Below are 19,052 nucleotides of genomic sequence, written 5' to 3'. Positions count from 1 at the left end.
GATTGAATTTTTATAATAAATGCCCAACTCCCATTAAAACTGCTAAAGCCACAGTAGTTAATGCTACTTTTTTTAATTCAGGATCCAATAATTTAGAATCTCTGTTTTTCAATACTTTTTTAATATGAATAATTAAAGGAATATAAGCCACAACAAAAATTAAATTATAAAATGATGTGAAATATAAAATACCGAAAAGCGCAGATAACATAATGGCTAAACCAATAATTATGATATGATATTTCTTTGCATTTTCAATGCCCATTTTAACAACCAATGTTATTTTATTCGATTTTTTATCCGATTCAATATCACGCATGTTGTTTAGGTTTAAAACCGCAGCACTTAACAAACCCATGGTAATTGCCGGCAGAAACACTACATGATCTATCGTTTTAGCATATAAAATATAGCACCCAATAACACTTACCAATCCAAAAAAAACAAACACATAAATATCGCCCAAACCTTTATAACCATAAGCATCCTTACCTACGGTGTATCTAATGGCTGCTATTACCGATGTAACTCCAAGTAAAAAGAAAATAAGCGTTAAGAAAAAATATTTAACACCAAAAGCTGTGAAAATTAAAAAAATAGCGAGGCCAATAGAAATTAACACGTTTATTTTTATAGCATTAAACATCTCTTCTGGAGAAATTTTCCCTGTTTGAATAGCACGGTCCGGACCAATACGATCGTTATTATCGGTGCCTTTAACACCATCACCATAATCGTTTGCAAGGTTAGATAGTATTTGGAAACTTAAAGTTGTTAAAATAGCTAAAACACATATTAACCAATCGAAATAACCATTATATGCGGCAAAACAAGATGCTAAAATAATTCCGGAAATTGATAAAGGGAGCGTTCGTAAACGCATGGTTGAAATCCAAATAGAAACCTTACTCATACTATGGAATCCATTTTTTTACAAAATTAGGTTTACGCTTTTCAAGAAAGGCATTTCTGCCTTCAACAGCTTCTTCTGTCATATAAGCTAAACGAGTGGCTTCACCCGCAAAGACTTGTTGGCCTACCATACCATCATCGGTTAAATTCATAGCGAATTTCAACATTTTTATAGAGGTTGGCGATTTTGCTAATATTTCTTGAGCCCACTCATAAGCCGTAGTTTCTAGTGCTTCATGAGGAATTACAGCGTTTACCATGCCCATTTCAAAAGCTTCTTGTGCAGAATAATTTCTTCCTAAGAAAAAAATTTCTCGCGCTCTTTTTTGTCCAACCATTTTAGCTAAATATGCTGATCCGTAACCACCATCAAAACTGGTAACATCAGCATCCGTTTGTTTAAAAATGGCGTGTTCTTTACTAGCTAAAGTTAAATCGCAAACCACGTGCAAACTATGGCCGCCACCAACTGCCCAACCTGGCACTACAGCAATAACCGCTTTTGGCATAAAACGTATTAAACGTTGTACCTCTAGTATGTTTAATCTATGGTAACCATCTTCACCCACATAGCCTTGTTTTCCTCTTGCTTTTTGGTCGCCACCTGAACAAAAACTCCATATACCGTCTTTGGTTGAAGGGCCTTCAGCCGATAATAATACCACACCTATGTTTACGTCTTCATTAGCATCATAAAATGCATCATACAGTTCACTTGTTGTTTTTGGCCTAAAGGCGTTACGCACATTTGGTCTGTTAAAAGCAATTCGAGCTACGCCATTACATTTTTTATAGGTAATATCTTCATACACCTTTACAGTTTCCCAACTAATTTGCTCCATTTTTTATTATTTTGTTCAAAAATAATTTTTATTTCATATTAAATAATAATATTCAGTAATAATATTGATCACTTCTGTTAAATTTAAACCAAAAAAAATCTTAAAAAGTAAAGAATCTACAATACTAATATGCTTTTTTTGTGATATTCAATAAAATTATACACCTATTAGGATGTAGTCTTTTTTTTAGTATTTTTGTAATCGAATTAATTTCCATAATTACGATTACGTGATTAAACTTATTTTTAAGCATATAATCGATATATTAACCCCGAAAGCCTATGTTAGTTAAAATTACTATTTTAATTTTTGCCTTAGTAGTTTTTAATTTTATTCTATTAAAGTTTAGCAGTAATAAAATTGCAAAAGAGACTAAAGTTAAAAAAATGCCTTTAGTACTTAAGAATGAAACTACCACTGAACAGGAACCTGCAACGCTTGCTCCAACAGGGAGTTAGTTTTACTAAAATGCTTGTTACCAAACCAATACCCTCTATTAGCACTTAATGGGGAAGGATGTCCCGACAATAATATTGAATGTTTATTATGGTTAATTAATTTTTGCTTTTGCTTTGCATAACCACCCCAGAGTAAAAACACGACGTTTTCTTTCTCATCGCTAATCGTTTTTATTACCGAATCTGTAAATAGCTCCCATCCTTTTTTTTGATGGCTTCCTGCTTGATGCGCTCTCACCGTTAAAGTCGCATTCAATAATAGAACCCCTTGATCTGCCCATCGTATTAAATTGCCGCTTTTAGGATAAGGAATTCCTAAATCTGTTTCAATTTCTTTAAAAATATTTATTAATGAAGGTGGATGCTTGATATCGTCTTTCACTGAAAAGCACAAACCATTGGCCTGACCAACATCGTGATATGGATCTTGACCAATAATAACTACTTTTACATCTTCAAAATGACAATGGTTGAAAGCATTAAAAATTTGATTCTCTGGTGGAAAACAGACGTGGTTTTTGTATTCTGTTTTCACAAAGTTTACCAATTCCTTAAAATAAGGCTTCTCGAATTCTGTTTCTAAATATGGTTGCCAACTTTTGTGGATATCAACATTCATACGTTAATTTTATTATTTTTTAATGGCCACATGATACAACCTGTAAACAAACAACTAGGATTCAATTTTTAATTATGGCTGTTTCCTGTGGGTAAATTTAAAATCGAACTAAAATAATACTATCTTTATTCTTAAAAAACAATTTAAGATTGAAAAAAATAAAATTTCCAACTGCACAAACCATACTTATTATAATTGCTGGTTTGGTGGCTGTATTAACTTGGATAATTCCTTCTGGAAAATTCGATTCTCTAGCCTATAACAAAGAAGAAAATACCTTTACAAGAACTATTTTAGAAAAGACGGAAACTTTAAACGCTACGCAAGAAACCTTGGATGCTTTAGATATTAAAATTCCTTTAGAAAAATTCACCAATGGTGATATTTGGAAACCCATTAGCATACCCAATACGTACCATAAAGTAGAAGCAAAACCCCAGGGTATCGTTGCTTTTATTCAATCGCCCATAAAGGGTATTATTGAAGCTGCCGATATTATTTTTCTAGTATTATTTATAGGTGGATTAATAGGAATAATAAATTTTACAGGAGCTTTTGATGCCGGTATTTCTTGGCTTGCTGAAACTTTAAAAGGTAAAGAGTTCATTTTAATAGTATTAGTTACTGTTTTAATTGCTATTGGAGGTACTACTTTTGGTTTAGCTGAAGAAACTATTGCTTTTTACCCCATACTTATTCCTATTTTTTTAGCAGCAAAGTATGATGCCATGGTGGCTTTGGCATGCATATATTTGGGATCATCGATTGGTACCATGTGCTCTACTACCAATCCTTTCAGTGCTATTATTGCATCGGATGCGGCTGGCATTAATTGGACTACAGGATTAACAGGGCGTTTTATTATGCTTGTTTTAGGAACACTTATTTGCATTATTTACACACTTAGATATGCACAGCGTGTAAAAAATGATCCTACAAAATCTGTTATTTATAGTCAAAAAGAAGCTATTGAAAGTATGTTTGGAAATTCCACAAACTCGACTGTGAAACTAACTATTCGCCTTCGACTTATCCTTTTTATATTCGCTATGTGCTTTGTCGTTATGATTTATGGCGTATCTCAATGGGATTGGTGGTTTTTGGAAATGACTGTAGTATTTCTAGTTGGTGCGGTATTGATTGGTTTTTTAGCCAAAATTAACGAATACACTTTTATTGACCTTTTTGTTAAAGGAGCAAGCGACTTACTTGGTGTAGCTCTTATAATAGGTATAGCACGAGGCATAACCGTTTTAATGGACGATGGACAAATTAGCGATACCTTATTATATTATGCAAGTAACTCAACCAACGGCATGAACAAAGGTGTTTTTATAAATGCCATGCTCTATATATATGGTGGCTTGTCGTTTTTTATACCTTCATCTTCTGGTATGGCTGTTTTAACCATGCCTATTATGTCTCCATTAGCCGATGGTGTTGGAATTGGAAGGGAATTGATTGTAAACGCCTATCAATATGGTATGGGATTATTTGCATTTATAAACCCCACAGGGTTAATTTTAGCATCATTAGCCATTGTAAAAGTAGGTTATGATAAATGGTTGAAATTCGTTATGCCTTTAGTTATTATTTTATTGATCTTTACGATGTTAATGATGACTATCTCGGTTTACTTGTAACCAATTTTATAAGCAACCACTTTATTTCCATAAAAAGTGGGTACTAACAGTATTTTTTTATCTGGAATAATACCTATATCTGCGGCATTGAGTTTCTCTTCTTGTGTATCTAAAAGTTTTATTGCTGGAACACCTGGTTGGGTTTTATCAACAAAAAAGATTTCACCTGGCCATGTAGAAACTATATAACCTTCTTTTATAGGGACTATACCGTCTCCTTTAATAATGCCAGTCGCAATAACTGTTTGTTCTTTAGTGTTTTTATCTATAGCAATAAAATCGCCTTTACTAAACGAAACAACTAGCACTCGATCTTTTTCAACTAAAATGCCATTGGGGTTCAGTCCTTTCAAATCTAACCAAACAGAAACTTCATCATTAACTAGTTTATACACTTTGCTATCTCTGGAATCTGTAATATATGCATGTCCATTTGTATCGACATCCAAATCATTTAAAAAAATAGAATTCTCTACTTTAATTATTTTTTCTGTTGAACCCGATTTTATATCAATTTTAATAATAGCATCAATATCAGCTATATACAATTTTCCTTTATAATAATTTGAGCCTTTTGGAGCATTTAGGTTAGTTACCCAGTTCTGGTTAAGCGTTTTTCCTTCAGTACTAATTATAGACATCGTTCCATCTCCATCTTTGGCATCGGTAGGTACATTTCCCATATTGGAAACGTAAATAACGTCTTTAACTTTATCGTACCTAACGGCTTCACAAGTCTTCATTAATGTATCTGTTTCCCATAGTTTGTTTAAAACTATCTCTTTTTGAATTGGAGCTTTTTTATTCAATTTACATGAAGTTAATCCAATAAATAAAAAGGCAAATAAGAGTGTAAAATGTTTCATTTTATGCTATTTAATGATTTACGATAATATTTTTACTAATAATTCTTTTAATAAATCGCCCTGAGGAACCGCATTAGAACCAACACCTTTACTTTTTACATCAAACTCTCTAAGTGTTGCCACTACTTCACTAACTTTTTTCATGGGAAAATTTCTAGCTGCCGTAATATAATCATTAACAAAATATGGGTTCACTTTTAAAGCCGAAGCCACATTTCTTGGTGATTTATCATTCAACCCATGAAAATAAAGTAACTGAGAAAAGAAGCTAAACAACAAAGAAACGGTAACAACCATAGGGTTGTCCTTTGGGTTTTCAGCAAAATAATTCACAATTCTGTACGCTTTGAGTGCATTTTTTTCACCAATGGCATGGCGTAATTCAAAATTATTAAAATCTTTACTGATGCCAATGTTTTCTTCAATATGCTCTGGTGAAATTTGAGTTCCTTTAGGTAAAATTATTTGAAGCTTATCTAGTTCGTTGCTTATTTTACTTAAATCGGTTCCTAAAAACTCTACCAACATTTGTGCAGCTTTTGGAGCAATAGCATAATTTTTAGATGATAAAATACGTCGAATCCAATCAGCTACTTGGTTTTCATACAGTTTTTTACTTTCGTAAACGATACCACTTTTTTGAAGCGTTTTATAAAGCGATTTACGTTTATCAATCGTTTTGTACTTGTAATTTATAACTAAAACAGTTGTTGGTTGTGGATTTTTTGCATAATCTGCCAATTTTTCGATAGTACGCGATAAATCTTGAGCTTCTTTTACAATAATTACTTGGTAGTCTGCCATCATTGGGTAACGTTTGGCATTACTAACTACGTCATCAACGGTTACATCACGTCCATACAATACCATTTGGTTAAACCCACGCTCTTCTTCAGATAGCACAGTATCTTCAATAAAATCTGAAATTTTATCAATATAATAAGCTTCTTCACCCATTAAAAAATAAATAGGTTTCAACTTGCCGTTTTTTATGTCGGTTACTAATTGTTTTACTTCGTCCAAACTCCTAAAATTCCAAATTAAAAATTTTAAATTCCAATAACTTAACACGTATTTTATTGGAATTTAGTATTTGTTTATTGTGTTTTATGCTTTTGAATCTTAACTTTGAAAATTAAACACAATATTATTGCAAGCCCTTAATTTTCCACAGTTTCCGTTTCGATTCAAAAATAGCGAAAATAAAATTTCTATTTTCGATTGCATACGCAAAAAATTTGTGATTTTACAACCTGAGGAATGGGTGCGACAACATTGTGTGTTATATTTAATGGAGGTAAAAGGATACCCAAAATCGCTCATAAATATTGAAAAAGAACTGATTGTTAACGATTTAAAAAAACGCTACGATATTGTTATTTTTAATACCGACGGAAGCATTCATCTCATTGTAGAATGTAAAGCACCCTCCATTTTAATAAATCAACAAACATTTGACCAAATTGCACAATATAACCGTGTATTAAACGCTAATTATTTAATGGTTACAAATGGAATTAATCATTATTATTGCCAAATGGACTTTGAAAATGAACGTTATGATTTTTTAAAAGACATTCCTAATTACAATTAATAAAAAACAAAAACGAATAATAATGCTATGGCTGAATTAAAAATAGCTATTGTAATTCTAAACTGGAACGGGAAAAAACTATTAGAACAGTTTTTGCCTTCAGTTATTGAACATTCACAAAAAGCGACGATTTATGTAGCTGATAATGCCTCTACCGATGATTCCGTGAATTTTGTAAAAACAGCGTTTCCGTTAATTAAAATTATTCAAAATACCGAAAATGGTGGTTATGCTAAAGGTTATAACGACGCTTTAAAACACATGAACGCCGATGTTTTTTGTCTTTTAAACAATGATGTTGAAGTTACCAAAAACTGGCTCGCACCTATTATTGAAACCTTTAACACTGAAGTTAACACAGCAATTATTCAACCCAAATTATTAGATTTTAATAAAAGAGATTATTTTGAATATGCTGGTGCCGCAGGCGGTTTTATAGACAAATACGGGTATCCATATTGTAGAGGTAGAATATTTAACACCATTGAAAAAGATAACGGACAATACAATGATACCTCCGAAATATTTTGGGCATCTGGCGCTTGTTTATTTGTTAGAAAACACGTTTTCAATGAATTAAAAGGTTTAGATGAAGCTTTTTTTGCACACATGGAAGAAATAGATTTGTGCTGGCGTGCTAAAAACCTTGGCTACTCTGTTAAATACATAGGAAATTCTACCATTTATCATGTTGGTGGTGCAACACTTAGCAATACCAACCCTAAAAAAACATTTCTAAATTTTAGGAACAGCTTATATGCATTAACGAAAAATGCAAAAGGCAGCGTTTTACTTCTTATCCTAATGCGTTTGGTTTTAGATGGTATTGCAGCCATGAAATTTCTAATAGAATTAAAACCAAAACACATCTTCGCCATTTTAAAAGCACACGTTAGTTTTTATACACATTTAAATCAGCTTTTAAAACAAAGAAAACAAAAAAAAAACAAAGTTAAATACTACAAAAAAACATCTATAGTTGTAGACTATTTCGTGAAAAATAATGATGTCTTCAAAAGTTAACAATTTCTTTGCAAAAGTTTTGTTAAAATACTGTAAACAGCTGTTTTTTGCATATTTTTGTATTCATATATATAGAATATTAATCCATTAAAATAATTATGAAGAAAATTTTTTTACTTAGTGTAACAGCAATGCTTGTATTAAGCTCGTGTGTCTCTAAAAAACAATTTACAGACCTTGAAACTAAATATCAAGAATCTCAAGATTTACTAAATTCTGCAACCGTTAAATTAAACACTTGTTTAGAAGATAGAGCCTCTGCAACTGCAAGAGCAACAGCTTTAGAAGAACAAGTAGCCGATTTAAGAAAAAGTAATGACAACTTAACTGTTCTATCTTCTAAAGGAGCTAGCAACATTGAAAAAACATTAGAAAGCATTAAAGAAAAAGACATGAAAATCACACGTCTTCAAGATGCTTTAACTAAAAAAGATAGTATTACACTTGCTGTAGTTACTAGCTTAAAACGTGAAGTAGGTATTAACGATCCAGATATTGAAATCAACGTTGAAAAAGGTGTTGTATTTATTTCTATTGCTGATAAATTATTATTCCAAAGTGGCAGCTACAATGTAACTTCAAGAGCTAAAGAAGTGTTAGCAAAAGTTGCTAAAGTAGTAAACAGCAAACCAGATTTCGAATGTATGGTTGAAGGGCATACCGATAGTGTACCTTACGCTAGTGGCGTATTGTTAGACAACTGGGATTTAAGTGTGAAACGTTCTACCTCTATCATAAGAGTTTTACAAACACTTGGTGTAAACCCTGCACAGTTAATTGCTGCTGGACGTGCTGATTATGTGCCGTTAGTAGAAAATAATTCTGCTGAAAACAGAGCAAAAAACAGACGTACTCGTATCGTAGTACTTCCTAAAATTGATCAATTCTATGATATGGTTGAAAAAGAAATGAAAAACCTTTCTGTTCAAAAATAATTAGATTTTAAAATAATCAAGAAAGCTCAACTGCAAAGTTGGGCTTTTTTTTGTGCAGAACTTTTCTCATAATTATAGCGTTCCCCTATCGGGTCAGGCTTTCGGCAGTCGCTCTCTGCGAGGAGCTCCAACAAATGCCTCAATCCTTAACGCAACCAACCCAGTAGTAAGTAACCAATACCACACTTTTAGTCATGTCGACCGCAGGGAGACATCACACAAGTAGCTAATAAAACAAACTGAATAACCAAAATAATGCGACCTCTCACATACGTTCGAGGTAACGGTGTTAGGCGTTCGTTATTTTTTCAGTTTAATAAAATCTTTTTCAATTATTTCTACCTTAAAAACTTCTTTTTTATCGAAATTTCTTTGAACCCATCTTTTATATTCTCCACTTGGGTCTTTAATTCTAGTTTGACCAGAGTTTGAAAATTTATAAACTTTTCCGATAATAATTTCATTCTCCTCTATCTGTATTTTTATAGGGTCAAGATTATTTTTCGGTAAGAATTCAGAATATTTGCTACCAATATTAAAAAAGCCTTGATTATAATATGCTTCTCCGATTTGGATAATAATTTCTTCTTTGTATGCTTTTTCCATTATTTTTTCTTTATTCTCAATTTCTATAATCTTTTTTTGTTTGCTTAATTTTCCATTTTTTCCAAGATAATTCCATTCTGGTAAAAATTCAGCAATTAAATTATCTTCCAAACCTGCTGATAAATTGATTTTCTTTTCTTTATAATTTAATTCAGCATTATCTTCGAATAAATATATTTCAACCTCTTTTCCACCTCTTAATTTTTCAATAATTAGATTATTTAATCTGAAGTTTGTTCGTTGAGAAATATTTGGTCTCCGATAACCATTTAATCTTTGTGAGATTGTTTTGACACTTTTTCCAATGTATTTTATTTCGTATTCAATTACAAAAGAATATAATATATTTTTTGTGGTATAATTTGCGTTTAGTTCAAATTGAAATAAATTATTCTCAAAACTCCATTTTCCCACTTTTTTAAATCCTATTTCAGTAAGTTTTTTCATTTTTCAGAGTTTGAGTGGTAATGACGCCCAACAACAACATAACTATAGCATTAATCAAAAAATCTCCACACTCCCTTTACCTTCTCTCACCACAACAGGTTCTTCTTCAGATAAATCTATAACGGTAGAAGCAAGATTATCACCATAACCACCATCAATAACCAAATCTACCAAATTATCCCATTTTTCTAAAATAAGTTCGGGGTCGGTGGTATATTCAATCACCTCATCTTCATCACGAATGGAAGTCGATATAATAGGGTTACCCAATTTCTTTACAATTTCTAAAGCAATATTATTGGCAGGAATACGAATACCCACCGTTTTCTTCTTTTTAAACGGATTTGGCAAACCCTTTGATCCTGGTAAAATAAACGTGTAAGGTCCAGGAAGCGCCCGTTTTAAAATCTTAAAAGTTGAGGTATCAATTTGCTTAACATAATCGCTTAAATGACTCAAATCATGACATATAAATGAAAAATTAGCTTTTTCTAACTTCACACCTTTTATTTGAGCAACACGCTCTAAAGCTTTTAAATTATTAATATCGCAACCCAAACCATAAACCGTATCGGTTGGATAAATAATTAAACCACCTCGTTTTAGAACAGCTACAACCCTATCAATTTCTTTCGAATTGGGATTTTCTTCATAAATTCTAACAAACTCAGCCATAATAATTATATTGTATTACCGTTAAAAGTAAATATTATTTTTGTTATGAAGTATTTTTATCTATTTTTCTTCTGTATGCTGGCTTCAATTTCTTTTCAAAGTTGTGAAAACGAAACTGAAAACACCAATTCAATACCATTAGAATATTATGAAGAATTAAATATTTCTTATGGTAATGACAGCAATCAAACATTTGATTTGTACTTGCCTGCCAACCGAACACCTGCCACAAAAACACTGATTTTGGTACATGGTGGTGGATGGTCTTCTGGCGACAAAGCAGATATGGATGCTATTAAAAATTTAATCCAACAAGACTTACCAAACCTAGCTGTAGCAAATACTAACTACCGCTTGGCAGATGCAAATAACCCGCCTTACCCCATGCAAATTGATGATATTACTAGCGTTATAAATTATTTAAAAAATAATAAGGACACCTATACTATTTCCGATAGTTTTGGTTTTATAGGCATTAGTGCAGGTGGACATTTAGCACTTTTATGGAGTTATGCTTTTGATACAAACAACAATATAAATATGGTTTGTAGCATTGTAGGACCAACAAATTTAACCGATCCTGCTTATTTGAATAACAACAGTGTTGAATTGCAAGCCATGTTAGATTTATATGGTGTAACCACTGATATATCATTTTTAGAAGAAGTAAGTCCGCTACACCGTGTAACGGCTAGTGCGCCACCAACTATTTTGTTCTATGGCGGACAAGACCCCTTAATTCCTGCAACGCAAGGAACCAATTTACGAGACAAATTGATTGATTTAAACGTTACAAATCAATTTACTTTATATCCAACCGGTGGTCATGGCTGGGTGGGAATTGAATTACTAGACACATGGTTAAATCTTAAAGCATTTACACAAAATCAACTTTAAGTATTTTAAAACTATATGTTTATTCAATATATTTTTGAGTGATATGTCAAAAAAAAAAGCAACTTAGAATTTAATCTAAACTGCCTTTTCTTGCTATCAATTGTCAATATATCATACTATCGCATACCGCCTCCTGGAGGACCACCCATGCCGCCACCTTGTTCGTTTCCTTGACTCGAATTAGAAGGTGTTTTAGGTTGTTTCTCTTCTTTTATTTTTTCCTGATATTTCAACCATTTACCATATTGCTTTTCACTAAGCAACGCTTCTAAAGTTTTGTTTAAATTTTGTTCTGCCTTCTTTACAGCATTTTTAGCAGGTTCTATTTTTGCACTTATTAATGCTTTTGGATCGTCTTTTGAATTTTTACTTCGTTCTCTAGAATTACTGTTTCCGCTAGAGGTTTCTTGGTTACTTCGCTCTCCTCGTTTGGTTTTCATTGATGTATTCACATATACATTCAATGTGTCAAAATTATCTTTGTTAAGCAATGATATTTCATCCATTTTAAGATTATAACCTCCAATAGCACGACTAACCTCTTGAATTAATTTTTTATCTTTTTTAATTTTACTCTTTTTCATAGCCTCATCCACATCATATTTAAAAATACCTGCTACTTGTGCAGCATTAAACTCAGGCATTTTTTCTTGCTGTTGCATATCGCTACCTCTTTGTCCTCCACCTTGTTGTGAACCTCCCATACCGCCACCGCCACCTGGTTGAGCATAGGTTAAACTCATACTCAATACGAATACTAATGCTAAAATCTTTTTCATGTAATTTTTAATTTTTTAATTGAATTGTATATCTATTTATATATAGATGCGAAAACAAAAAAAAACTTTCGGTGCAAGTATGATTTTTTTAGTTAAGTCTTTAGGATGTTTAATTACCCAATAACTTCCAACTTGGCAAATCGTAATAATAATTTTTTAACGCCCCCGTGTTGAAACTTGATTTCAGCTTTAATGTCAGCTCCTGCTCCTTCAATTTTTAAAACTTCACCAGAACCAAATCGTATATGCTTTACAAGGTTTCCAACGGCTAACTTATTATCAAATAAATTAGTATTATCACCTGTTTCAACAACTCGTTTTAAGTTTTTAGGTGTTGTGACTTGGTTTCGAATAGGTTCTTCTTTAGAAGTGTTACCTTTTTTGAATTCTGGTTGTTTGGCAGCTTTAAATCGTATTTTATTAGGATCTAATCTTCTACTTAATTCTGGACTGGTGGCATCACCAAAAATATCAGCATCCAGCATGGGGTTAAAACGGCGTTCTTCAATGGGTGTTGTGATGTTTAGATATTGTTCGTCTATTTCTTCAATAAAACGACTTGGTTCAGAATCTACTAATTTCCCCCAACGGTAACGAGACAACGCATAGGTTAAATAAGCTTGTTTTTCGGCACGTGTTAAGGCCACGTAAAACAAACGGCGTTCTTCTTCCAATTCGCTACGTGTACCCATACTCATGGCGCTAGGGAACAAATCCTCTTCTAAACCAACCACAAATACATACGGAAACTCCAAACCTTTTGCTAAATGTATGGTCATTAATGCTACATGATCTGCATCTCCTTTATCGGCATCCAAATCGGTTGCCAAGGCAACATCTTCTAAAAACTCTGCTAAATTTCCTGTGGTGTCTGCTAATTCTTTTTGACCTTCCACAAAGTCTTTCATACCGTTTAAAAGCTCCTCAATGTTTTCCATTTTGGCTACACCTTCGGGCGTACCATCTTTTTTAAACTCGCTTATTAAACCGGTGGTTCGGGTAACGTGTTCTGCCAATTCAAAAACATCGGCCGTTTGGTTCATGACTTGGTAACTCTCAATCATGGTTACAAAATCTAATAATTTGCCTTTGGTTCCCGAATTTATTTTCACATCGGTTTTATCGATGTTTTTCATCACTTCAAAAATTGAACGCTTGTAACCATTAGCCGCCACAACCAATCTATCTATCGTAGTTCCACCAATGCCTCTTGGAGGGAAATTAATAACACGTTTTAAAGCTTCTTCATCTGCTGGATTAATAATTAATCGCAAATACGACAAAACATCTTTAATTTCTTTTCGTTGATAAAATGATAAACCACCATAAATTCTATATGGAATATCACGTTTACGCAACGCATCTTCAATAGCACGCGATTGTGCATTGGTTCTATATAAAATAGCAAAATCGCTATTTGGAACGTGATGCTGTATTTTATTTTCCCAAATGGTACTTGCTACAAAACGCCCTTCATCACCATCGGTCAAGGAACGGTTTACTACTATTTTTTCACCTTCATCATTGGCTGTCCAAACCACTTTTTCCAACTTCGTTTGATTTTTTTCTATGATGGAGTTGGCTGCATTTACTATGTTTTTGGTAGAACGGTAATTCTGTTCCAATCGAAACTCTTTTACATCATCATAATCCTTCTGAAAATTTAAAATATTACTAATATTCGCGCCGCGGAAGGCATAAATACTCTGTGCATCATCACCCACCACACAAATATTTTGAAACTTATCAGCCAAGGCTCTCACAATTAGATACTGTGAGTGGTTGGTATCTTGGTACTCATCAACCAAAATGTACTTAAAACGGTTTTGGTACTTCATTAACACTTCCGGGAAACGTGTTAATAATTCGTTGGTTTTCAACAATAAATCATCAAAATCCATCGCACCTGCTTTAAAACATCGCTCAACATATTCCTTGTAAATATCACCTAAACGCGGACGTCTCGCCATGGTATCGGCTTCAATTAACTCCGGGTTTTGAAAATAAGCACGTACCGTAATTAAACTGTTTTTATATGAAGAAATTCTGGAACGTACTTGTTTGTACTTGTAAATATCTTTATCAAGATTCATTTCTTTTATAATAGACGAAATTAATCTATCAGAATCTTGTGTATCGTAAATTGTGAAATTACTTGGATAGCCTAATCTATCGGCTTCAATACGTAAAATTTTAGCAAAAACCGAGTGAAACGTTCCCATCCACAAGTTTTTAGCTTCACTAGCACCAACAATAGTGGCGATACGCTCTTTCATTTCGCGCGCCGCTTTATTGGTAAATGTTAATGACAATATGTTAAATGGATCGACACCCTCGCTCATTAAATAAGCGATGCGAATGGTAAGCACACGTGTTTTACCAGAACCTGCACCTGCAATAATAATCATGGGGCCCTCTTTTTGTATAGTAGGCGCTAATTGAGCTTCGTTTAATTGACTTAAATATTTTTCCAAAACTGTATAAAATTTTACGACGTGAAATTAACCATTGTAAAGCTTTTTATGGTTTAGATTTATTAATAATTATAAACAATTCACATATAATTTTACCCTTGTTAATTTTTAGATATATTTATAGTCTAATAAAATTTCTTAAAATACCATGTTATCATTTTTATCAAGTATTGCCTGGTGGGGTTGGATATTAATTGCTTTAGTTTTAGTAGCTATACGAGATATTTTTATCCAAAAAGCGCATACTATAAGTCATAACTTCCCTATAGTTGGGCATTTACGTTATTGGTTAGAAAGTATTGGTCCTGAAATGCGTCAATATTTTGTGGCTAATAATAGAGAAGAACTTCCTTTTAACCGTATTGAACGTAGTTGGATTTATGCTTCGGCTAAAAAAGAAAATAATTACGAAGGTTTTGGTACCGATAGAGATATTTATGCCCACCAGCATATTTTTATTAATAATGCGATGATGCCTTATAAAATTAGTGAAAACCACCCAAATGCTATTGATAAAACATTTTTACCATGTGCTAAAGTCATGGGCGCATTTCATAAAAGAAGAAAACCTTATAGACCCGCTTCCATTATCAATGTATCGGCTATGAGTTTTGGCTCACTTTCCGCGAAAGCCATAGAATCTTTAAACAAAGGCGTTAAAATAGCAGGTGCATACCATAATACAGGTGAAGGCGGCTTATCGCCCTACCATTCGCATGGAGGCGATGTAATTTTCCATTTTGGAACGGGGTATTTTGGCGTTCGTGCTATAGATGGTGGTTTTTCCATGGAAAAATTAATAAAACTGGTTGAAATTAATCCGTTTGTAAAAGCTATTGAAATAAAACTTTCTCAGGGTGCAAAACCAGGTAAAGGCGGTGTATTACCAGGTGCAAAAATCACTGCGGAACTTGCCTTTATTAGAGGTGTTGAAATTGGTAAAGATGTGCTATCTCCACCCAACCATAAAGCTTTTACGAACGTTCCAGAAATGGTTGATTTTATTGAAAAAATTGCCGAATCTACGGGATTACCTGTTGGTATAAAGGCCGCTATTGGAAAATTAGAACAATGGGAAGAACTAGCCAATATTATGGTAGAAACTGGTAAAGGTCCTGATTTTATTACGGTTGATGGTGGTGAAGGTGGCACTGGTGCTGCACCTCCAAGTTTTGCAGACCACGTATCCTTGCCATGGGTGTATGGCTTTAGCGATTTATATAAATTGTTTCAAGACAAAGGCTTAAGTGAACGTATTGTTTTTATTGGTAGTGGCAAATTGGGGTTTCCAGCTAAAGCAGCTATGGCATTTGCTATGGGTGCCGATTGTATTAATGTGGCCCGTGAAGCTATGATGAGTATTGGCTGTATCCAAGCACAAGTATGCCATACCAACCGTTGCCCTAGTGGTGTAGCTACACAAAACAAATGGTTACAAAATGGTATAGATCCTACTTTAAAATCGGAGCGATTAGCTCAATATTTTAAAACATTTAGAAAAGAATTAGTTGAAATTACGCATGCCGCAGGGTATGAGCACCCATGTCAATTTCAAATGCGGGATGTTGAAATTAATGTAGATGACCATAACCTTTCGAAAGAATTAAACAGAACCTACATGTATGAAAAAACACCTGTACCATTTACTTCGATGCAAAATTTAAAAGATTGTTTATATTTGGGAGGGAAAATTAGTTAGCAGTTTACGGTCGCAGTATTCAGTATTTACTTGTGCATTAGAAACAAACATGCTAAGTTTGTAACCAAACATTATTTTTATGGACGCCAACAGATTAATCGACCTATTCTTATTCGCAATTCCTTCATTAATTACAGGACTTATTGCTTATTATTTTTTTAAGGAACATACCAAAAATGAAGATGGTAGAAGACGTTTTTTATTGAAAAAAGAATTACAAGTTAATGCCCTACCCTTGCGCTTACAGGCCTATGAACGTATGGTATTATTTTTAGAACGTATTACGCCTTCAAACATATTAATTAGAATCCCTCCAATATCCTCAAATAAAGAAGATTATGAAGCTTTGATTATACAAAGTATTGAGCAGGAATTTGAACATAATTTAACCCAACAAATTTATATTAGCGAAAAATGTTGGAACATTATTAACGCTGCAAAAAATGCCACGATTCAATTAATTAGAAAGGCTAGTTTACTTGAAAAAACAGATACCGCCAATAAGCTTAGAGAAGTTGTTTTAACCGAAATGATGGAGCGCCGCTCACCAAGCGATGCTGCTTTGTCGTTTTTAAAAGAAGAAGTGTCTGAATTGTGGTAATTACCCAACTCGCAACTCGTTTGACCTCGCTTCTTTATCCTTATTTTTAGCATAATCAAAGCCTTGTTGCCACCATGCAACCATCAATTTTTTATTGAATATTAATGAATTTTCGGTAAGTTTTGATGGGGTATAATACAAATTTAGTTTTACGTCTTTGTTGATGGCTGCTAGTTTGCCTATAAGTATGTCACTTTTTTCTACTTGGTCTAATAAATGCCCAAATAAATTAAGCATCAATGAAAAAGGGTTTTTACCCAACACTTTCATGTACTCCATGTTTTCAGATTCTAAAACCACTGCATCAATTTCTGTAGCACCCCGTTGAATAGCTTCGCGTATGGGTACAACACAACCAAAAGCACCATCGGCATACTCAAAACCATTCACTTTTGCTAAGGACATAAAAGGAATGTAGTTACACGATATCCAAATCCATTCACAAAATTCTTCATATGAAAAATCTTTAATAGACTTATACTCCACCCTATTTTGTGATAAATTCGAAACTGTTACCACAACATCTTCTTTCGTAGCTCTAATTAAATTATACTCTTCTTCTGTAAAATGTTTTTTTAAATAACGTTTCAGCGCTTTACTTTCACCAAAAGTGCGTTTCATTTTAATAAACTGCCATAATGAGTTTAAAAAATTTATGGAAACATACTCTCTATCATTTTTTTTATGGGTTCGAAACGGATTGACACTAAATATATTACTCTGTTTAACATCGGTAAACACATCGTACACCTTGTCTATTTTACCCGCTGCAATGTGTGGCACCAATAAACTTCCTGTAGAAGTGCCTACAAACAAATCATAACTATATCCTTTTTCTTTTATTAAATATTCGGCTACACCACCTGCATAGGCGCCCTTACTTCCACCACCCGAAATTACTAATGCCCTCATAAATTAATTTTCTAATTGACTTGTTTCTTGGTTTTTAAACTTTGCAAAATCGTATCCAATTTGCCACCACTGTGTCATTTTCTCTTTGTTAAAAATAAGCGAATTGATTGTTAAAACAGTGGGTGCATAATAAAAATTTATAATGGCGTTATTATGACTTGCTGTAAATTTTCCGATACGGATGTTTTGAGATTCAATTCTATCCAACATAAAAGCAAACATATTTGTTAACAAAGAAAAGGGGTTTTTTGATGGTAACCTGTTAAACTGATTCACTTCGGTTTGTAAAATAATAGCATCCACTTCGGTAGCACCACGACTGATAGCTTCTTCAATGGGTACCATATTGCCTAAGCCCCCATCGGCATATTCGCAGCCATCTTTTTTAACCAAAGTCATGAATGGTGTGTAATTGCATGAAATCCAAATCCAATCTATAAACTCCTCATATTCAAAATCTTTCAAACATTTATATTCTACTTGATTGAGAGATAAGTTGGAAACCGTAACCACCACATCTTTACTGGAATGTTTCAAAATCAAAAATTCTTCTTCTGCTAATGTTTTTTTGATTAATGTTCTTAAATTATGACTTTCCCCAAAGGTTTTACTTCCTCTTAAAAAATTCATAACCACATTAAAATGATTGATGGCAATGTTTTGGCTGCCATGTTTTTGCTTAACTACAAACGGACATACATTAAAAATGCTATCGTTTGTTACGCTGGTATATACCTCTTTAATTTTTTCGATTTTTTGAAGCGCTAAATGGGATGCTAACAAACTTCCGGTGGATGTGCCAATGTACAATTGATAATCGCGATTCAGCTCTTCTATAAGATATTGGGCAACACCTCCTGCAAAAGCACCTTTACTACCGCCTCCAGAAATTACTAATGCTCTCATGTTGAAATTTTAGTAAATATAGAATAAGAAAATTAATTATGCCGGACACCTAGTTAAAATATTAAATCGTGTATATCTTAAACAGCACTTAATCGATAAGAAAAAAACCAAGAATGCTTTTTATATATTTAATTGTGCATTTCGTAGAAAATCGTCCTTTTTTA

General features: G+C 33.1%; 18 protein-coding genes. 7 read left to right on the top strand and 11 right to left on the bottom strand.

What is annotated here, in order from left to right; genetic code table 11:
- Positions 1-10 precede the first annotated feature (10 nt).
- From menA to EV196_RS18105, 3 genes are all read right to left on the bottom strand, one after another.
- Positions 11-913, bottom strand: a complete 903-nt coding sequence (menA, locus tag EV196_RS18115; RefSeq protein ID WP_132219194.1) for a 1,4-dihydroxy-2-naphthoate octaprenyltransferase — start codon at positions 911-913, stop codon at positions 11-13.
- A gap of 1 nt (position 914) precedes the next feature.
- Complete coding sequence (locus EV196_RS18110) at positions 915-1,754, bottom strand: 1,4-dihydroxy-2-naphthoyl-CoA synthase (RefSeq protein ID WP_132219193.1); 840 nt, start codon at positions 1,752-1,754, stop codon at positions 915-917.
- Positions 1,755-2,165: 411 nt separating this feature from the next.
- Entirely contained in the window at positions 2,166-2,831 is a 666-nt protein-coding gene (locus EV196_RS18105) for a uracil-DNA glycosylase (protein ID WP_132219192.1), read from the bottom strand.
- Positions 2,832-2,980: 149 nt separating this feature from the next.
- Here EV196_RS18105 and EV196_RS18100 point away from each other — a divergent pair, with 149 nt between their 5' ends.
- Complete coding sequence (locus EV196_RS18100) at positions 2,981-4,474, top strand: YfcC family protein (protein ID WP_132219191.1); 1,494 nt, start codon at positions 2,981-2,983, stop codon at positions 4,472-4,474.
- On the opposite strand, the gene EV196_RS18095 is transcribed toward EV196_RS18100, so the two are convergent.
- Together EV196_RS18095 and holA are read right to left on the bottom strand one after the other, a co-directional pair.
- Positions 4,465-5,340, bottom strand: coding sequence for an SMP-30/gluconolactonase/LRE family protein (locus EV196_RS18095; protein WP_132219190.1), 876 nt, complete (start codon positions 5,338-5,340; stop codon positions 4,465-4,467). The genes EV196_RS18100 and EV196_RS18095 overlap by 10 nt on opposite strands.
- 18 nt (positions 5,341-5,358) lie before the next feature.
- Positions 5,359-6,363, bottom strand: coding sequence for a DNA polymerase III subunit delta (holA, locus tag EV196_RS18090; protein ID WP_132219189.1), 1,005 nt, complete (start codon positions 6,361-6,363; stop codon positions 5,359-5,361).
- A 127-nt stretch (positions 6,364-6,490) separates the two neighbouring features.
- Here holA and EV196_RS18085 point away from each other — a divergent pair, with 127 nt between their 5' ends.
- The 3 genes from EV196_RS18085 to EV196_RS18075 all read left to right on the top strand — a co-directional run bounded on the left by EV196_RS18085 (position 6,491) and on the right by EV196_RS18075 (position 8,892).
- On the top strand, positions 6,491-6,934 hold the full coding sequence (locus EV196_RS18085) for a type I restriction enzyme HsdR N-terminal domain-containing protein (RefSeq protein WP_132219188.1): 444 nt from the start codon (positions 6,491-6,493) through the stop codon (positions 6,932-6,934).
- Positions 6,935-6,961: 27 nt separating this feature from the next.
- Positions 6,962-7,957: a glycosyltransferase family 2 protein gene (locus EV196_RS18080; RefSeq protein WP_132219187.1), complete on the top strand. Its 996-nt coding sequence runs from the start codon at positions 6,962-6,964 to the stop codon at positions 7,955-7,957.
- A gap of 98 nt (positions 7,958-8,055) precedes the next feature.
- Complete coding sequence (locus EV196_RS18075; RefSeq protein WP_132219186.1) at positions 8,056-8,892, top strand: OmpA/MotB family protein; 837 nt, start codon at positions 8,056-8,058, stop codon at positions 8,890-8,892.
- A 300-nt stretch (positions 8,893-9,192) separates the two neighbouring features.
- Here EV196_RS18075 and EV196_RS18070 read toward each other — a convergent pair whose 3' ends face one another.
- Together EV196_RS18070 and EV196_RS18065 are read right to left on the bottom strand one after the other, a co-directional pair.
- Positions 9,193-9,945 (bottom strand): GIY-YIG nuclease family protein, encoded by a 753-nt coding sequence (locus EV196_RS18070; RefSeq protein WP_132219185.1) that lies wholly within the window; start codon positions 9,943-9,945, stop codon positions 9,193-9,195.
- A gap of 54 nt (positions 9,946-9,999) precedes the next feature.
- Positions 10,000-10,620: an L-threonylcarbamoyladenylate synthase gene (locus EV196_RS18065; protein WP_132219184.1), complete on the bottom strand. Its 621-nt coding sequence runs from the start codon at positions 10,618-10,620 to the stop codon at positions 10,000-10,002.
- 45 nt (positions 10,621-10,665) lie between these two features.
- Here EV196_RS18065 and EV196_RS18060 point away from each other — a divergent pair, with 45 nt between their 5' ends.
- Complete coding sequence (locus EV196_RS18060) at positions 10,666-11,517, top strand: alpha/beta hydrolase (RefSeq protein ID WP_132219183.1); 852 nt, start codon at positions 10,666-10,668, stop codon at positions 11,515-11,517.
- 116 nt (positions 11,518-11,633) lie between these two features.
- Here EV196_RS18060 and EV196_RS18055 read toward each other — a convergent pair whose 3' ends face one another.
- Complete coding sequence (locus tag EV196_RS18055) at positions 11,634-12,296, bottom strand: hypothetical protein (RefSeq protein ID WP_132219182.1); 663 nt, start codon at positions 12,294-12,296, stop codon at positions 11,634-11,636.
- Between the two features lie 113 nt (positions 12,297-12,409).
- Positions 12,410-14,770, bottom strand: coding sequence for an ATP-dependent helicase (locus EV196_RS18050; protein ID WP_132219181.1), 2,361 nt, complete (start codon positions 14,768-14,770; stop codon positions 12,410-12,412).
- A gap of 148 nt (positions 14,771-14,918) precedes the next feature.
- On the opposite strand from EV196_RS18050, the gene EV196_RS18045 reads away from it, so the two are divergent.
- The gene (locus tag EV196_RS18045; RefSeq protein WP_132219180.1) at positions 14,919-16,469 is read left to right on the top strand and encodes an FMN-binding glutamate synthase family protein; all 1,551 of its coding nucleotides are present in this window, start codon (positions 14,919-14,921) and stop codon (positions 16,467-16,469) included.
- Positions 16,470-16,548: 79 nt separating this feature from the next.
- Positions 16,549-17,070 carry a DUF7935 family protein gene (locus tag EV196_RS18040; protein WP_132219179.1) on the top strand — a complete coding sequence of 174 codons (522 nt, stop codon included), beginning with the start codon at positions 16,549-16,551 and terminating at the stop codon, positions 17,068-17,070.
- Here the strand turns inward: EV196_RS18040 and EV196_RS18035 are convergent, their stop codons facing one another.
- Both EV196_RS18035 and EV196_RS18030 read right to left on the bottom strand, forming a co-directional pair.
- Positions 17,071-17,982, bottom strand: a complete 912-nt coding sequence (locus EV196_RS18035) for a patatin-like phospholipase family protein (RefSeq protein ID WP_132219178.1) — start codon at positions 17,980-17,982, stop codon at positions 17,071-17,073.
- A gap of 3 nt (positions 17,983-17,985) precedes the next feature.
- Positions 17,986-18,888: a patatin-like phospholipase family protein gene (locus EV196_RS18030; RefSeq protein WP_132219177.1), complete on the bottom strand. Its 903-nt coding sequence runs from the start codon at positions 18,886-18,888 to the stop codon at positions 17,986-17,988.
- Positions 18,889-19,052 lie beyond the last annotated feature (164 nt).

It is taken from the genome of Mariniflexile fucanivorans, from assembly GCF_004341235.1.
In the GTDB taxonomy this organism is placed as follows: Bacteria; Bacteroidota; Bacteroidia; order Flavobacteriales; family Flavobacteriaceae; genus Mariniflexile; species Mariniflexile fucanivorans.
The sequence above is the reverse complement of the archived record's forward strand: the minus strand, read 5'-3'. Positions and strand labels throughout refer to the sequence as shown.

What these genes read in the sequence shown, in the direction of transcription:
- EV196_RS18110 (WP_132219193.1), bottom strand. Translation starts at nt 1,754, where the DNA reads ATGGAGCAAATTAGTTGGGAAACTGTAAAGGTGTATGAAGATATTACC.
- EV196_RS18070 (WP_132219185.1), bottom strand. Translation starts at nt 9,945, where the DNA reads ATGAAAAAACTTACTGAAATAGGATTTAAAAAAGTGGGAAAATGGAGT.
- EV196_RS18080 (WP_132219187.1), top strand. Translation starts at nt 6,962, where the DNA reads ATGGCTGAATTAAAAATAGCTATTGTAATTCTAAACTGGAACGGGAAA.
- EV196_RS18095 (WP_132219190.1), bottom strand. Translation starts at nt 5,340, where the DNA reads ATGAAACATTTTACACTCTTATTTGCCTTTTTATTTATTGGATTAACT.
- EV196_RS18065 (WP_132219184.1), bottom strand. Translation starts at nt 10,620, where the DNA reads ATGGCTGAGTTTGTTAGAATTTATGAAGAAAATCCCAATTCGAAAGAA.
- menA (WP_132219194.1), bottom strand. Translation starts at nt 913, where the DNA reads ATGAGTAAGGTTTCTATTTGGATTTCAACCATGCGTTTACGAACGCTC.
- EV196_RS18035 (WP_132219178.1), bottom strand. Translation starts at nt 17,982, where the DNA reads ATGAGGGCATTAGTAATTTCGGGTGGTGGAAGTAAGGGCGCCTATGCA.
- EV196_RS18055 (WP_132219182.1), bottom strand. Translation starts at nt 12,296, where the DNA reads ATGAAAAAGATTTTAGCATTAGTATTCGTATTGAGTATGAGTTTAACC.
- EV196_RS18045 (WP_132219180.1), top strand. Translation starts at nt 14,919, where the DNA reads ATGTTATCATTTTTATCAAGTATTGCCTGGTGGGGTTGGATATTAATT.
- EV196_RS18105 (WP_132219192.1), bottom strand. Translation starts at nt 2,831, where the DNA reads ATGAATGTTGATATCCACAAAAGTTGGCAACCATATTTAGAAACAGAA.
- EV196_RS18040 (WP_132219179.1), top strand. Translation starts at nt 16,549, where the DNA reads ATGGACGCCAACAGATTAATCGACCTATTCTTATTCGCAATTCCTTCA.
- EV196_RS18075 (WP_132219186.1), top strand. Translation starts at nt 8,056, where the DNA reads ATGAAGAAAATTTTTTTACTTAGTGTAACAGCAATGCTTGTATTAAGC.
- EV196_RS18060 (WP_132219183.1), top strand. Translation starts at nt 10,666, where the DNA reads ATGAAGTATTTTTATCTATTTTTCTTCTGTATGCTGGCTTCAATTTCT.
- EV196_RS18030 (WP_132219177.1), bottom strand. Translation starts at nt 18,888, where the DNA reads ATGAGAGCATTAGTAATTTCTGGAGGCGGTAGTAAAGGTGCTTTTGCA.